General features: G+C 42.9%; 12 protein-coding genes. All 12 read right to left on the bottom strand.

Features of this window, described 5'->3' with window-relative positions; all coding sequences use genetic code 11:
* Positions 1 to 2: 2 nt before the first annotated feature.
* The 12 genes from JN11_RS07040 to JN11_RS06990 are packed head-to-tail and all read right to left on the bottom strand — an operon-like array spanning position 3 to position 14623.
* Positions 3 to 3050: a hypothetical protein gene (locus JN11_RS07040; RefSeq protein ID WP_144911075.1), complete on the bottom strand. Its 3048-nt coding sequence runs from the start codon at positions 3048 to 3050 to the stop codon at positions 3 to 5.
* The gene (locus JN11_RS07035) at positions 3050 to 6943 is read right to left on the bottom strand and encodes a baseplate J/gp47 family protein (protein ID WP_144911073.1); all 3894 of its coding nucleotides are present in this window, start codon (positions 6941 to 6943) and stop codon (positions 3050 to 3052) included. Before JN11_RS07035 ends, JN11_RS07040 begins: the two co-directional genes overlap by 1 nt.
* On the bottom strand, positions 6943 to 7347 hold the full coding sequence (locus tag JN11_RS07030; protein WP_144911071.1) for a GPW/gp25 family protein: 405 nt from the start codon (positions 7345 to 7347) through the stop codon (positions 6943 to 6945). Before JN11_RS07030 ends, JN11_RS07035 begins: the two co-directional genes overlap by 1 nt.
* 1 nt (position 7348) lies before the next feature.
* Positions 7349 to 7639, bottom strand: coding sequence for a PAAR domain-containing protein (locus JN11_RS07025; protein WP_144911069.1), 291 nt, complete (start codon positions 7637 to 7639; stop codon positions 7349 to 7351).
* Positions 7640 to 7651: 12 nt separating this feature from the next.
* Positions 7652 to 9448: a type VI secretion system tip protein VgrG gene (gene vgrG / locus JN11_RS07020; RefSeq protein ID WP_144911067.1), complete on the bottom strand. Its 1797-nt coding sequence runs from the start codon at positions 9446 to 9448 to the stop codon at positions 7652 to 7654.
* A gap of 1 nt (position 9449) precedes the next feature.
* Positions 9450 to 10166: a CIS tube protein gene (locus JN11_RS07015; RefSeq protein ID WP_144911065.1), complete on the bottom strand. Its 717-nt coding sequence runs from the start codon at positions 10164 to 10166 to the stop codon at positions 9450 to 9452.
* Positions 10166 to 10333 (bottom strand): DUF5908 family protein, encoded by a 168-nt coding sequence (locus tag JN11_RS24400; RefSeq protein ID WP_170227706.1) that lies wholly within the window; start codon positions 10331 to 10333, stop codon positions 10166 to 10168. The genes JN11_RS07015 and JN11_RS24400 overlap by 1 nt, the downstream gene beginning before the upstream one ends.
* Before the next feature lie 31 nt (positions 10334 to 10364).
* Positions 10365 to 10895 (bottom strand): phage tail protein, encoded by a 531-nt coding sequence (locus tag JN11_RS07010; RefSeq protein WP_144911063.1) that lies wholly within the window; start codon positions 10893 to 10895, stop codon positions 10365 to 10367.
* Positions 10896 to 10897: 2 nt separating this feature from the next.
* Positions 10898 to 11332: a phage tail protein gene (locus JN11_RS07005; protein WP_144911061.1), complete on the bottom strand. Its 435-nt coding sequence runs from the start codon at positions 11330 to 11332 to the stop codon at positions 10898 to 10900.
* 46 nt (positions 11333 to 11378) lie between these two features.
* The gene (locus JN11_RS07000) at positions 11379 to 12848 is read right to left on the bottom strand and encodes a phage tail sheath family protein (RefSeq protein WP_144911059.1); all 1470 of its coding nucleotides are present in this window, start codon (positions 12846 to 12848) and stop codon (positions 11379 to 11381) included.
* Positions 12849 to 12866: 18 nt separating this feature from the next.
* A complete protein-coding gene (locus JN11_RS06995; protein ID WP_144911057.1) occupies positions 12867 to 14024 on the bottom strand; it encodes a hypothetical protein in 1158 nt (385 codons plus the stop codon).
* Entirely contained in the window at positions 14021 to 14623 is a 603-nt protein-coding gene (locus JN11_RS06990) for a DUF4255 domain-containing protein (protein WP_144911055.1), read from the bottom strand. The genes JN11_RS06995 and JN11_RS06990 overlap by 4 nt, the downstream gene beginning before the upstream one ends.
* Positions 14624 to 14965 lie beyond the last annotated feature (342 nt).

Raw genomic sequence — 14965 nt, 5'->3', positions numbered from 1 at the left:
TGTCAATTATTTAAAGATCCTAAAATGGTTTTTCCCAGCATTACAGGGTTGGTGTTTACACTCTCGGCACAATCATGCAGGGTAGCTACCGGGTATTGGCTGTAAAGCGTAAACAGGGTAGCTAATAAACTATCATTTACTGTTTGCAGGCTGGTAAGGTTTGCGGTTACCGGGTTGGCTTTATAAGTGGCCAGCGTGGTAATCCATGTTTTATATTTATTTTCAAAATCATACATCATGGCATCGCCCACCCAGCATATTTTAACAATGGTATGTGCAGGCAACTCCTGTCTGATAATGTCTTCGAAATAACTTCTGAAAGCCATGCTTTGAAAATGTGCGGGCCAGTAAGGCAACACTACCGATATCCTGAAAGAATAGGGGTCCTGTTCGCCGCAGAAATTGCAATTGGCATCAAGGCAAACCGGCGCAAGAGCAAAGGTGTTATTGCGTGGCCGCAGCAAAATATGTTCAATAAGATGCATACCTTCCGCATCGCACTCATTACTAAATTGGGTAATAAATTGCGTCAATACCGTATTGGCAATGTCTTGCGATAGGAAGTTATTGCTTATAGCTAAATTATTGCCAAGGGTGTCGGTAACATAAATATTCCAATTGCTGCCGGTTTGGGTTATATTGTAATATTCGCCACTTAATACCTGATCCATAAAGGCGGGCAATGCTGCATTTAAATCATCCTGTGTTGCATAGGTAGTGATGGACGTTAGCGTGTTTCCCTGTCCATCGCTAAATTGAAACTGATACTTTGCCGGGGTATCATTGGTGGTAATAATGGTTGAGGTGCCTATGCAATACAAAAACCTGCGGTAAAAATTGCTGAATCCGCCCAGACTGCTCAGTTTTTTTTCGGCGCCTGAAACATTACCGGTATCCCATAGTTGAGATGTATCTACAGAAAGGTCAGTTTTTAGCGGACAATAGTTATACGCCTGGCCCCGCTGGTAGCTTACGCCTGGATAGTTTTGTAAAAATTGGATTTTGCTTTTTATTAAATCCGAAGGGTCAATACCCGATTCCTGCTGGGTGGTATAATCCAGCGAATACATCAACAAAACGTACTGGTTAAACGACTCGGCAAAGCGGCTCATTAAATGATCAAGAAACCGGTTCCGGCGATCAAGGAAAACTTCGTTGGTTTCATACAGCGCCTGCCATGGGTTGGGAGGGGTAACGGTAGCGTCCTGCGCTGTCATCACCAACTCGTTAATGATGTTGCCTGGGCTAATGGCTTTGTAAACAGGTAACACATCCTTTATTTCGCCCAAAAACTGAGCGTAATAGGTCTGTACAGTTGTATCAGTGGAAAACAGTTCCTTAGCATTTTTTAATTGGGAGAAGAAATCGGCCAGCAACTGATCATATAGTAACATATAGGCCCTTAACTGATTGGCCTGCCCCATTCTTTGATTAGTTGAGTTTACCGGTAAGCCGGCATTGCCGATACCATATGTTGCCGGGAGCAAGTCCTGAACAGAAGTATAGCTGTCCAGTGGATAATAGGTTCCGCCGGGCACAGGAATGTCATCTGTATGCCCGGCAAGCTTATTTTTGGCCTTAATGGCATTCATCCACTGTAAAATGCTTCTTACATCGGCCAAGGAGGCGGTGTAAGGAAACTGATTTTTGTAAAACAGTATTTTTGATTTCGTATCGGCCAGTACAGGTTTACAACCGGAGCTTATGGGCATGCACCACTGTTTTCCGGTTTCGGTGCTTATGGGGTTATCCTGAGCGTCGTACTTGGTCATTCTGAAATTACGGGCCGCCAGTACCCCATCAATATTCATGATAAGGCTGATGATTTCGGAAGCGTAAATCTCCTCCCGCAGCTGCGTTTGTTCCAGTTCAGTGGTGTCAATAAAGCCATGTTGCAAAGCAGGGCCTTCAAAAATCTCATCGGTGGTATAATCTTTTGCCTGCATGTCACTTAGCAGATAAAAATTAACCGAGGGATCAAAATATTCTTCAATGGCATAAAATACCTGCGCCTGTATCTGCTCCATATCGGCCGACGGCGTTACGTCAATGTCGCAGCAGATAGCTATCTCCTCATCAGTGATAGTGGTTATGCTTACAAAATCTTCGCAAAGGTTCCGGTTTTGATTAAGTGTGGCTGTGGCTATTTGAACAATAGAATTTGTCTTTTGTATTTTAAGCAGATAAAGGTTAATCACCTGCGCTGTAAATGCAGTATCAAAGAATTGCTCTATATCAGTATTGGCAAGTGTTTTGCCTGCAGGCTGCAAATCGACAGATACTGTGCCTGTTAGCGCGATGGTAGTATTTTGGCCACCACTTAAGTAAGCAAAATTAATGGTGATAGTAAGATCGGCTCCTGATGCAAAGGTTGTGCTTATGTTACTAACTGAGGTAAGATCGGCACCAAGCAGTGTATTAACGCTGCTGTCATTCCAGGCGGGGAAGGCAACAGTTAAACTAACTGCGCCGCTTGCGAATGAGCTATTGCCAGGGTTTAATACCTGCAATTCGCCATTATTAAGGTCGCCAAGCTGGTCGTCATTATCTAAATCAAGCAATACCCGGTACAGCCCCGACAAATAAATCGCATGTGGGGTGTTAGTATAAACTAAGCTATCAGTGGTACAGTCGGCAAAAATGGCTACCTCCCCGGTGGTTTTGTTACGGTCATTTAAAACGTAATGGCTCTCTGGCAATAGCCAGGCATTATGTACGCCAATTATATCAATCAGCAACTTTCTGTAATCGTCAATATTTAAAGGTGCTTGTGTTAAAATAGTTTTGGCTGTGTATAATGTTTGTGATGAAGAAATGGTGCCATTCTGCTCTGTCAGTAAATCCTGTACTGGCAAACCCGAGCGGTAGCCCAGCTCAGTAATGGCATAACATAGCGCTTCCAGTATGGTAACACCCGGGTCATGTTCGTTATAATCGGTCCAGGTATCGCTACCCAGTTGCTCAATATAGGTTAGCCCTGCTTGTAAAAGAAAGGCGTAGTCCTGGTCGTTGGTTAATGCCGGGGTTTTGGATATGGTTAACTCATTCATTAGCAATCACAATTAGCGGGTGAACTGATCAAATGTCTGGTATTAGTTGGCGCGTCGTAATACGACACCATGATGGAACGGGCCGTTGTTGGATCGGCTTCTTCAATGTTATAAAATGCCTGCTCAACCACTGATCCGTTGCGCACAAACTGGTTCATTTTAAAGCAGGTTACATAATCAACATAAACCTGTTCCTCAACAAAATTGAGCACTACTGATTTTTGCAGACTTGTGCCAAAATCAATATTCTGCGGGTTTCCGTTGGCCCACGGCGTTAAAAACTGCTCAATGGCCAGGTTAAGCTGGTTGGTGTAATAGGTTACATCATAGCCTTCTTTAAAAGTTACCGAAAAATCAAATTGTACTTCCTCAAACAAAGGGTTGCACACATTGAGTGTTACAAATGGCGAAGTAAGTTTTTGCAGATAAGCTTGTATATTGGTAAGCAGGCCAATGCTGGTGTAGGGCCTTAGTATATTGGCCATACTTAGCTTGGTAAGATCAGGGATGGTAATTACGGTTACCTGTCCGGCCAGTGTTTCTGAATAGTCTAGCTGCCCGGTAATATCATCAGTAATAAAACCAGTATGACTAAGGCATTTTACTTTAAAAATTTGCGGAAAGTACTGCAGGGTAAGCCGCTCATAATCCCAACCGGTAATGGCGCGGTGCTTATGGCGCAAACGTTCGCTTACGCGTATATAAAACTGACTATCGGTTTCGGCCGGAAGACCACCGTATGAGTTGTATGGCTGCTGTGTTTGTTTTAGCGCGCTATCAGCTACCGCTGGTTTGCTTATGGTGTTGGGCGGTATAGGATTTGTAAAGGCGATATTGCTTGCCGGTACCTGTACAAATTGTGCCTGGGCCGCATTGGCATCAATGGCTATTAAATTGCATACTGCATCGGTATCATGTGCTACCACGCCTTTTATCCAAAGGTAATTGCTGTCGGCAAGGGTATTATTCAAAGTTGCATCGCCGGGTACGTTAAAGACGATGAGCCCGGAGTTGACCAGATTACTTGTACCATCCGTTACCGACTGTGAATTAAACTTAACCCAGTTATTGGCGCTCATATAATACCAATCTACCTCGGTCATAGCCTTTAATGGATTGGAGCTGCCGTCAGATACCTGAAACAATACCGAAAAAGTTTCATTGTTCAATGCATTAGCAAGCCCTATCCATAGTTCGCCACCATTATCGTTAGCGCTTCCGTCATCTAAATTAAATATCGGTAAAACGGTTAGCGGCGCATCGGTAGTTATAAACGGATGCATTTCGCGGTAGCCGAAAGGCTCAATCTGGTAATAGTAGTTGGTACGTGTGTTGAATGCGGCACTGGTATTGGTAAAAAGTAAATTATCTTCGGCACTGTATGAAAGGTACACCGCTTGTAGCGCAGGCGGCGTTGCAACCGGCGTGTTAGTTTTATTGACGGTATAGCCGATAACTTTCGTTGTATCAGTAGTGTCGTAGTTTACGGTAACTGATGGTTGTGGGATGCTGTTTAAAAAAGAGCTGAGGTTATATTCAGTAACATTCAGTTCCAGTTCAATATATCCGTCAATAGAGGTTGCATCGTAAGCCACGCTGGCTGTAAAATCTGCGGGCGATTGCACGATAATATTAAGCCCCGTAGTAGTTACTGATGATAAAGAAGGGTCAGCAGCTGCATATCCGGGGTCGATAGTATATCCGGAGTTCTTCAAATAGGCCGGATCTGTAAAGTATGCCGAGCCCATCGCAGATTCAGACCCGAGGGTGTATTCTGTACCCATTACATATTCCGGACCGGTTACCATATAATCTTGGGCCGCAATATCTTCTGGGGTTTCTGTATAATCTGTTAAAAGGCTTCCTGAGCGCTCTAGAAGTGTCGGATCCAGTGTTAGGCCGAATGAGGCCCCCTTCATAGTAGCTATTCTTTTTGAGACAGAGGTAACGGGCGTGGTTAATGTGATATCGGATGCATACAAGCTAACAGATGCAGCTGAATTGACGCTTTGCCAGCTTCCCTTTGCCAGTGTATTAATTAACACAGTGGTGTCTGTTGAAGGTTTTTGTTGCCACTCAAAATTAACGGTTAAGGAAGTGAGCTCTTTTTGGAAGACTTCTTTACTCCCTATAATAAATGATGAGCCGCTATCCGGAAAATCGCCAAATACCTTAAATGGTTTAGATGTGTCTATTTTACCATCGTTGTTTTGAAGTATCAGGTTCTTAACGGCATCAACACTTACCGCAACGGTAATAGTTTCAATATTTAACGCTTTGATGGTTTGGTACGATGTGTAGCTGTTGAGTATAACCTGTACCATTGGCAGCGCTACAGTAAAATTGCCGCTGTGCAATTTTGATGAGTAGGGGATAATAGCAGGAGCATCGCCTGCAAGGGTTACCGATAGCGAAAATGAACTGCTGCTAACCAGGCTAGCTGTGTAATCTGTAGCTGTGTACCAGCCGCTTTTGCCAGTAAACTGCAGGTTAAATATGCCTGCCAGGTCGGTTTGGGCTATGTTGTTTAAGCTGCTGCAATTAAAGGTAATGGTAACGGTGCGGTTACCTTCATTTAAATAGAGCACATTGCTTGAAATAGCAAAACCAAGCGTTGCATCATTTAAGTTTTGCTGCGGATCGCCGAAAGGGAACCATGAACCGTCAGTACTTAAAAGTTTTGCTCCCCGTCCATCCGCAGAATTGGCTACTGGCGATGCAAACAGCGTTGCCGGGCTAATGCCTTTATTTAAAAACAGCGACCGCAATAATTGTACGCTTGCTGTTTGTAAAACCACATTGCCAGTGGTAGCATAAAAAATATTATTGCTGTTGGCATCCTTACCTGCGCTGAATGATGTTCCGGCAGGAATTAAGTGCTGGGTTATATTTTTTTGAAGCGTAAAAACCAGATTTACCAAGTCGGGTTGAGCAGCGTTATTGCTCAGCTGAAGAACCTCTTTGTAATAAAAGTCGAGATGGTTTTTGGTGTATTGGTTTAAATGCTGCTGCGCGTAATTAAAAAGCTCTAAAAAAGTAAGATACAGGGCATAATGTGGTGCATGCGAAGGCGAGTCTGCAAGTTCTTTTTGCAGATATGCTGGCGTTTGAGCCACAATATTCACAATAGCATCAATAAATGTCTGATAAACGCCGGTGAACAGGTTGTGCGTTAAAACATGATTTATGTTGGTCTGTATATCGGTAACCGCGCCGAATGTAATATTGCTGGCGGAGTTTGTTGTTTGAATGTTAAATGGCGGAATGATGGGCGGCACAGCAAAATTTTGTGCAAAAACCAATACATCCACCGGTAGTACCGGGTAGGTAAATGTTGGCGTATTGTTATTGTTGGTTAGCGTATTGTCAACAAGGGCAAATGAAGCCGGATTGGCTGAGAAATAATTATAATAGCCCAATAATGTATTTAACGGAGTAACGATACCTGATGTAATAGCAACATTCAGAAACGTTGCATAGTCCGATGCGGGAGGTAGTTTGCTATATCCATTTAATATACCGGAGGCCAGTGAAAAAGCAAAATCAAACAGCACCTTAAAGTTTTGTTGGGCATCTTTTTCATTTTTGGCTCCTATGGCATTATCTATTGTAGTCTTTACAAAGTTGGCATAGTCAGTAGTGGTCCAATCTGCAATGGAGGCTATTATAACGACGCTGTCGCTCCCGAGCAGGTTCTGCCAATCGCCTGTAGCAGTATTGGTCAGATCGAAATAATTTAAGTATGCGCCATATTTTTTTGCAAACAGGATAAGGTCAGCCGTGGTACGTTCGTCTACCTGTGGGCAAGCAGCCAGCAAAACATCCAGTGAACGTTGTGCCTGACTGGTTCCATCGTATAAAAATAAGCCGGTGTCTAAACAATTGTTTGCCATTACTGTATTTCTGTTCCTTCATTTAAATAGTAAGGATATACAAAATTGAACCTTGAATTGGTGGTGCGAACGGTATAGGTAAGCGAGATAATAATGAAGCCGCTTGTAACCTGGCTGTCGTCTATCGAAACGGAGTTTAAATCAATACGCGGTTCGTAATAGAGTATTGCCGTTTTAATCATTTCGCTTATATAAGTTTTAAAGGTTGTTGTTATCGGCTCAAAAACCATCTCGTCCAAATTGCAGCCGTAGCCTGGTACCATTACCCTTTCGCCCCTGCGGGTGGCCAGCAGAATTTGCAGGCTCAGCTGAATATCAACCTCGTCACTCGTCATTATAACGGTATTGTTATTATAGTCGAAAGTTGGTGGGAAACCCCATCCTGTTCCTAAAAAATCAGACATATTAACCTCCTATCATTACTGTTGGACATCCTAATATTATTGACCCTCCGTGGGCCGTTACATCGCCCATGCGGGCAGCGGGCATACCGCCTATTAATACGGTTGATGAGCCTATGGCAATTACATCCGGCGGCCCCACACAAGTACACATATCACCCACACGTGCAGCGGGCAAGCCACCTATCATTACTGTAGGGGCCCCCGGCGGTAATATCGGCCCACCTACATGCGGAACCGGTCCGGTAAACATTGGGCATACATGCATATCTGATGCTCTTGCTGCAAATGGCATATCTTTTTTGTTTTAATTAATCATTACAATTCCGCCTTTTAAGGTGGCGGTACCTGAGCCTTCTACCTTTACGGAAGGTGCTGAGATGGAAGCACTGCCGCTTCCGGCATTTATTGATGCACCACCCGAGCTTACCGCAAAACTTGATGAAGGGCTGATAGAAACATTGGCTGCCGAAACAGTTAAATCGCCGGTTGCCGTTAATTTGATATCACCCGCACTCTTCATGGTAATGGCTGATGAATCCATAGAAAAGCTGTTCCCATTTTCATCTTCCATGCTCATCACCCCGTCCTGCTCGCTGATAGTTACTTTTTTTCCGGCAGGGGTGGTGATTTTTAATGATTTCTCCGAATCATTAAAAATCATGGTCATGCCGCTGCGGGAAGTATATCCCTTTTCGTCGTTCTGATTGGATGCTTTTAAGGGAGCAGGCTTATTACTGCTATTCAGCATGCCCAAAATAACCGGGCGACGTGGGTCATTATTCAGAAACCCAACAATTACCTCATCATTAATTTCCGGACGGAAAAACATGCCACGGTTATTACCTGCGTCCAGGGATGCAATACGTCCCCAAATACCGTCTTCGTTTGGGTCAATTATAGGAAGCCGCACTTTTACACGATCCTGGCTGTCGGGATCACTTTCCAGATCGGTTACGATGCCTATCTGAAGCCCTTGTATTGCTGGAAGCATATCTACCGCAGATGAAGAATTAAAATCGGGTTGTTTGGCGAATAATTCGTTTGAAAGCCCGAACTGAACGTCGGTTGTCCAGTTTCCATTCACAACTTCATGTCGTACACCAGAAACGAATACCGCTCCGTTAAAACGATCGCCCACACCGCCGATATTAATCATATCTCCCGGACTCAGCTCACCGCCATATCCCCTGAACTTCACTCTGCCACGGCAACGCGACATGCGAGCCTTCAATAGCCTTGAGTCGGCCAGGTTTTGTAACTCATCGGTAGTTACGTCGCCACCCGAATACAGGTCATACTCGGCAATGCTGAGGACGCTGCCCAAATCACTGCTGGATATATTACCGTTTTCTGTGAAACCTGGCTCTGCAGCATTGGCGGTGGCTATGGCCTGGTTGGTATAATCCCATGTTTTGGCCACCAGGCTTTGGTATTGGTTGCGTGCATCAAGGTCGGCATCAAACTCCAGCATAGTGGCGCCAAATACTACATCTAATACGGTTGCAGTAGTAAAATCAGGCTTTTTTGCAGTGATTTTTCCATTGCTTATGGAACATAACTTGCCGTTGGCTTCCATCCGCGATAGCACAAAATCCCAATCGGTACTGTCGTACTGAACAATAGATTCCAGCGTGGCACTGGTATCTTCAATATCGCAGTCTAAAGAATAGGTGCCAATAATTTGTTGTGCGGCATCGCTATCCTTCATATTATAAAAATATTTGTTTTTGCGGGCCACGGTCATTTTTACGGCATTGTCCCGGCAGTCCAGAATCAATACCGGCGAGCTGTTATTGCGGGCTTTTAAGCTATGCCTTAGTATTATACCATTAAAAATGGTGGACTCATCAGAGTGATACCCTACCGTAACCTCTATAGTTGCGCCGGGCACCAGGGTAGCTTCATCACTCACCGGAAAATCCTGTTTAGCCACATCGCCATCATAAATTACCAGCTTAGCCATGGGTATGCGGTTCATTTCGTTGATGAAATTCATGGACACCACCTGGTAGGTTGTACTCAACGCGGTGCCATTTACTTTAATGGTAAAGGTTACGAGGTCGGTACTCTGTGTTCCGGGAAGTGTTTGACTAAGTGGCATATTATTTAGCTATTGGTGGTAAAATGACTTTTGTTCCGGATTGTAACTTTTTAAAATCGGTAAGGCCGTTAAATTGGGCCACCTGGTAATAATATTTGCTGTCGCCATATTCGCGGTAGCACATCAAGGGCAGTGTATCGCCATCTTTTACTGTTCGTACATGCGTCAGATCCGGCGATTGCCGGTTTTCAATGGCTGCCAGTTTGGTCGGGTCTATTACACTCTGAAAGGTGCATTGTGCTTCGGCTCTCAGTGGCGTACCGTCAGGATTGAACAGTTTGAAGGTAATCGTCATGCTGGTTACCTGGCAATTGTATAACAATGGCCCCCATTGTAACTGAACAAAGCGCGGCTGGTGTGTATCACTCCCGTATTGATAAACTACAGCTTTGAAGCTTTCGTAATCTGTCATTACATCGGGTTTATTGGCAGGCAGGCCTGGTACGGCAAGGCCCGATAACAGACCTCCGCCACCCCGTTGAATTACACCCGTACCATCGAATAAAAATTTAAAAGTGAGCGACTGCGGCGAACGTTTGTTGAATGATGACACGCTTTCACTTGAACCCTGTGCACTTTGCTGATTGATTTCTGAAGCATAGGTCAACGCATATGATTCAGGGTTGATCAATACCTCATAGGAATCTCCCGATGGTGTTTGAAAAGCGGCATCATCATAAGCCACTATCTGCATCTTTAATAGTTGTCCGGAGTCCATCAGCGTTCTTTTTGTTCTTTTAAAATTTCAAGTACCTGTTCAACACATTTGGCAATCATGTCTTCATTACCGCCCCTTGGTGAAGCCGAAGCATTCCCTGATGACTTGCCACCCCCCGAATCCTGAACGGCGGCAGTAATCTGTATTTCACGTATTTCTACTGGCATGGTGTGTTGTTAAAAATGGTTGATCTCTGTTTTAAGGTACGCTTATACTGGCGCTTGCAGTTGCACTGCCACCACCAAGCAAACCGGCTACGGCCCCCACTGCCGCCCCAACAGCTGCCGAAAGGTTAAGCGTTTTGTAATATTCATAGCGCAACGTAATTGATTCAATCACGATCTGACTTTGTTCGGCATTTAAACCCGACAGTTCATATTTAATGGGAATAGCATTAGTTACGTACCATGATGATACCGGCAAATGATCCTCATTTAAAAGTGATATCAGCATATTTGTTGGCTGATAATTGAAGTTTTCAATACTATCCAGACACCATGCTGTTACTCCTGATACCAGTGTCATACCTCGTTTTAAAACCAGGTCGGTATAGGTGTTTCTTCCCGGCAGGCGATGTACAAAACGGTTTTCTCCACCTTCGGGATAAGTATCCAGATTTACGTTTACACTTAAGCCTGTAACTTCCTGAAAACGAAAATCATTAGGCACCTGCGGAAATATTTCAAATACCACCAGGAAATGAAACCCGGTAAAAGGATAATCAAACATGTTTAGTCGTTTTGAATAGTTAAGCCTTCATGCGCCAGTTCCAGTGTTTCAACAGCTACTTCATTACCATCAGCCTTTAAATCAGTTGAGGTAATTTTGGTGGGCCATGCGTTTTTAATTTTCCATACTACTACAGGGGTCAGATTTTCATCGAGAAGGCTTATGGTAATGTCACGGCGAGTAACGGTGTTCATATTGATGGTGTTGAACCAGTTATAATATTCATTGTCTGATTTAAATACACCACGTTTAAGGGTGATATTGCTGAATTTGCGCTGGCCCGGCATTTTTATTTTATGATACTCGGGGCTGGCGCCATCGCGGTATTCAACTACATCATTAGTGATATCAAGACCACTTACATCAGTAAAGCCTATGTTTGTGCCGCTCCAGTCAACGCTGAAATGGAACTTGGGTAGAGGATATTTATTAGCCATAATATTAAATTCTTTAAATGAAGTTTATAATTGAAAAGTGATAAGGTTAAGATTGTTGCTGTATTTGAGTGAAACGAAGAATGATAAACTCAGCAGGACGCACAGGGGCCATACCAACCTCAATAATCATTCTGCCATTCAGGATATCATCAAACGTCATTGTTTGACCAAGACCTACAGATACATAAAATGATTGCTCCGGTTTTGAGCCTGCCAGTGCGCCTAATCGCCACAAATTGGTCAGGTAGTTTTCAATCATGGCGCGCACTTTTACCCAGGTATTGCCGTCATTCGGCTCAAATACATATTGCATAGCAGCCAGTTTTACTGATTCTTCAACCATAATGAAGAAGCGGCGCACAGATATATACCTAAAATCGTTGCTGTTACCATCCAACGTGCGTGCACCCCAAACCAAAATGCCTTTGCCGGTAAAGGAGCGGATGGCGTTTATTGATTTGCCCGATGTTGCATCAATATTTAAACCTGCCTGCAAGGCATCAGTTACCTGAAATGTAGTTCCGGTTACATCAAGCAAGGCAACGTTGGCCGGTGCTTTCCAAACCCCGCGCGAACCATCAACAGAAGTGTAAACCCCAGCTATGGCCGGTGAAGGTGGTAACACAACAGGGAACTGATTGGTTAGCGCAGCTAGAAGTATGTTATAAGCTGCAGAGTTGGTAGTGCTTATAGCTGAAAGTTTCAATGTGTTTAATGGACCTGCAACTCCATTTACCTGGTGAAGAACCTCAGTTTGTGTGGCATCAAAGTCATAAGCGTAGGAAGTAACCAGGTTAGGGAAATAAGTTGCTCCATAATTTGGCGAGTTTGTGCTCAGGTCGGTTCTATAAGTCGTAACCGCTGTACTTAAGTCACTTGAAGTTTTTATTGCTGCACCGGTATTGTATAAATCGAATATGCAAAATCTATCCTGCAAACTTCCGCATATAGCTAATGCATCACCCTGTAAAGAGTAATAAGCAGCAGCCGTTGGGAGGTTTTGCCCTTCGGGGATTACAAAAAGTGTTACATCAGGTACTTTGGCTGCGGCTTCTAAACCTGCACCTGTTCCCAGGTCGTAAAAATCTGTTGCAACCAGGGCATCTCCAACATTAGCCTTATAACCGCCAATAGAAACAATATAGCAAACGCCACCGCCATTAGCATAAAAGTTGCGGATGCTGGAGTGCATAATATGTTTTGATTGCGCAGTAGCAGATGCCCAACTGAAACTAATGGTATCATTTGAAGTATTGCCATTGGTTACCTGGGTATAATGGATTTGTATCCCTGTTTCGAGCTGTGCGGTCCCGAAATACAATTCATATTCCAGCATTGAGCTTATCGTTGTTGGAACGTTTGTCAAACTGTTTCCACTACCGTCTATAGCCTTTTGGGTATAGCCTATAAATGCTGGTATAGCGGTTGCCACCTGCGCAATTGATGGCGGGAACGAAGGAATCTCATTGATGTATACCCCCGGAGTTTGAATGGTGCTTTCGTTTATCTGTGACATATTTTTTTGGTTTTTTAATTAATAATTTATGTAGATTTCTGAACAGTCATAAGTATCTCCGGCCTGCGTTAAATACGTGAACCGGGTTGGATCGGCACAGGGGATAGGCGTAAAAGGCGTACCATTAATGGTAAGCTGAAAGTTTAATAAAGCGTTGCTCAGCGGTATAGGCGTTGCAGAAGTAATATCATTAGCAAGGCTGGTAAAATTAAAAATGCCGGTAGTGTCACTTATAGTCCCTGTTTTGCCAACAGGCAAAACATATTTCCATAATGTGGCCCTGTTTAAAAAATAGATAGAATAAAGTGGCGATAAAAGTGTGTTAGTGCCATCAACCAAATTGCATGACGCAGGCGTTATGGCATTAAATATGTCAACAACAGCAAATGGTGTGTTTCCGGTTAAATTGCTGTTAACGTAAATCCATTGCTGTGTGCCGTTTACTGTTAATGAGTATTTACCCGGATTGAGTGTTGACAGATCAAGCGGAAACGAAGGTGTTGGGCCGGGGAAATTAATAGTTTTAGTTATTGCTGGTTGAGTATAAAGCCCTGTAGCAGAATTATACCCCAATACAGAAATATTGGCGCTAGTTTGTGCAGTAGTGAATGCATAAGTTGATACCGGCTGCATAAATTGCAAAAGATCCATACTATTTACATATCCGTTATCATCAACCTGTGCCCAGTAACCTGAAGCAGTTAACGCTTGCGGACTACCTGATGAGCTGGAACGTATTGCTCTATAGGTTACCCCAGTGCCATCAGCAGCTATATCGCCAGGGGCATAAGTAACAGCACTATTGTAAGCAGATACGGGTAACGATAAAAAGTTTTTTCCGTTTATGGCATTAGTATTCCTGTTGGTGAAATAATAAATCTGCGAGGTATTAAAGGTTGATGATAAATTGGTGTAATTAAAAAACAGCGGGTTTTTAAGCGTTAAAAAGAAAGTCATCTGCATTCCGTTTTCAACTGGCATAAATGGCTTCCCATTGGTTGATTGTATGCCCGCATAGAGTTTGTTTTGGTATTGCTTTACCACCATTTTGTGTCCGTTCATAGAACTCGTGGTTGCATCAGAAGGAGTAATGATAAAATCAGGACAAAGTTGATCTGCAAAGAACTTGTGCAACAGTTCAACAGTAAAAAGGCCTACAAAATTTACATCTATCATAACGTTTGTAAGGTTTTATCGTTAATAACTATTTCATGCAGCAATGGAGCGCTGCCCTGTGCAAATTCTTCACTAATTTTAACCAGCCTTAGTTTGTACATTACCGAAGGCAGGTATTTTGAACCCAAAATGCCCCATAAATTGTTCATGTCCTGAAATGATAGGGTACTCAGATCCAGTATCAGCTTTTCAATACCAGCAGGCAGGCTTGGCGAATTGAGAGGAGTAAAAACATTTTGATATTGGAAAAACTGGATGATATAGGATACTCTTTTTAAAGATTCCACATACGATGAAACATTTACAGAAAATAGCAGGTACAGATTTAAATGTATAGTAGGGTTTTGATAAGTTACCGTATTGTTATTATGCCTTACATATGCCTCCGGCGATTTACTGATCCTGTCTTCTTCAATATTTACCAGTGTTATAAAAGCACTTGATGAGGCATTTGCTCCGTTTGTTGCAGATGAAGTATCAGTATCATTCCAGGCAATATTGGCCAGCTGGATAAAGGGGCTACTATTAGTAGGGTCGAGTTTTGCCCTCAGATAATTATCCAGTTGTGTATTTAAAAAATTTAGTGCCAGGTCTATCATCGCTGTGATTTTTTAGCTGTATATCAAAAACTATTTATAAGGCTTGGTAAGTAGTTTAGGGGCGATGGATGTCTTACCGGTAGATTTCTTGAGTAAAATTAAGAGGGATAATAATAATTACCATGCGTATTTTTACTGAATTTTATAAAAAGGCATACGTAATTTTACGTAAATAATGTATTGATACATAGGTTATTACGTTGTAATTTATAAATTATAATTTGGCGAAAAAAAATTATAATATTTATAGGTTTAATACTTATAAACAAGTGTTAAATTCAAATAATTGAGATTTTTTTGGCTTTAATTACTTATAAGTCATGCCATTAATAGGCATCGTAA

Source organism: Mucilaginibacter frigoritolerans (assembly GCF_007830615.1).
GTDB classification, from domain to species: Bacteria; Bacteroidota; Bacteroidia; order Sphingobacteriales; family Sphingobacteriaceae; genus Mucilaginibacter; species Mucilaginibacter frigoritolerans.
The sequence above is the reverse complement of the archived record's forward strand: the minus strand, read 5'-3'. Positions and strand labels throughout refer to the sequence as shown.

Excerpts from the sequence above, each read along its gene's own strand:
- JN11_RS06995 (WP_144911057.1), bottom strand. The coding sequence starts at position 14,024 with ATGATAGATGTAAATTTTGTAGGCCTTTTTACTGTTGAACTGTTGCAC.
- JN11_RS07010 (WP_144911063.1), bottom strand. The coding sequence starts at position 10,895 with ATGTTTGATTATCCTTTTACCGGGTTTCATTTCCTGGTGGTATTTGAA.
- JN11_RS07005 (WP_144911061.1), bottom strand. The coding sequence starts at position 11,332 with ATGGCTAATAAATATCCTCTACCCAAGTTCCATTTCAGCGTTGACTGG.
- JN11_RS07000 (WP_144911059.1), bottom strand. The coding sequence starts at position 12,848 with ATGTCACAGATAAACGAAAGCACCATTCAAACTCCGGGGGTATACATC.
- JN11_RS24400 (WP_170227706.1), bottom strand. The coding sequence starts at position 10,333 with ATGCCAGTAGAAATACGTGAAATACAGATTACTGCCGCCGTTCAGGAT.
- JN11_RS07030 (WP_144911071.1), bottom strand. The coding sequence starts at position 7,347 with ATGTCTGATTTTTTAGGAACAGGATGGGGTTTCCCACCAACTTTCGAC.
- JN11_RS07025 (WP_144911069.1), bottom strand. The coding sequence starts at position 7,639 with ATGCCATTTGCAGCAAGAGCATCAGATATGCATGTATGCCCAATGTTT.
- vgrG (WP_144911067.1), bottom strand. The coding sequence starts at position 9,448 with ATGCCACTTAGTCAAACACTTCCCGGAACACAGAGTACCGACCTCGTA.
- JN11_RS06990 (WP_144911055.1), bottom strand. The coding sequence starts at position 14,623 with ATGATAGACCTGGCACTAAATTTTTTAAATACACAACTGGATAATTAT.
- JN11_RS07040 (WP_144911075.1), bottom strand. The coding sequence starts at position 3,050 with ATGAATGAGTTAACCATATCCAAAACCCCGGCATTAACCAACGACCAG.
- JN11_RS07035 (WP_144911073.1), bottom strand. The coding sequence starts at position 6,943 with ATGGCAAACAATTGTTTAGACACCGGCTTATTTTTATACGATGGAACC.
- JN11_RS07015 (WP_144911065.1), bottom strand. The coding sequence starts at position 10,166 with ATGGACTCCGGACAACTATTAAAGATGCAGATAGTGGCTTATGATGAT.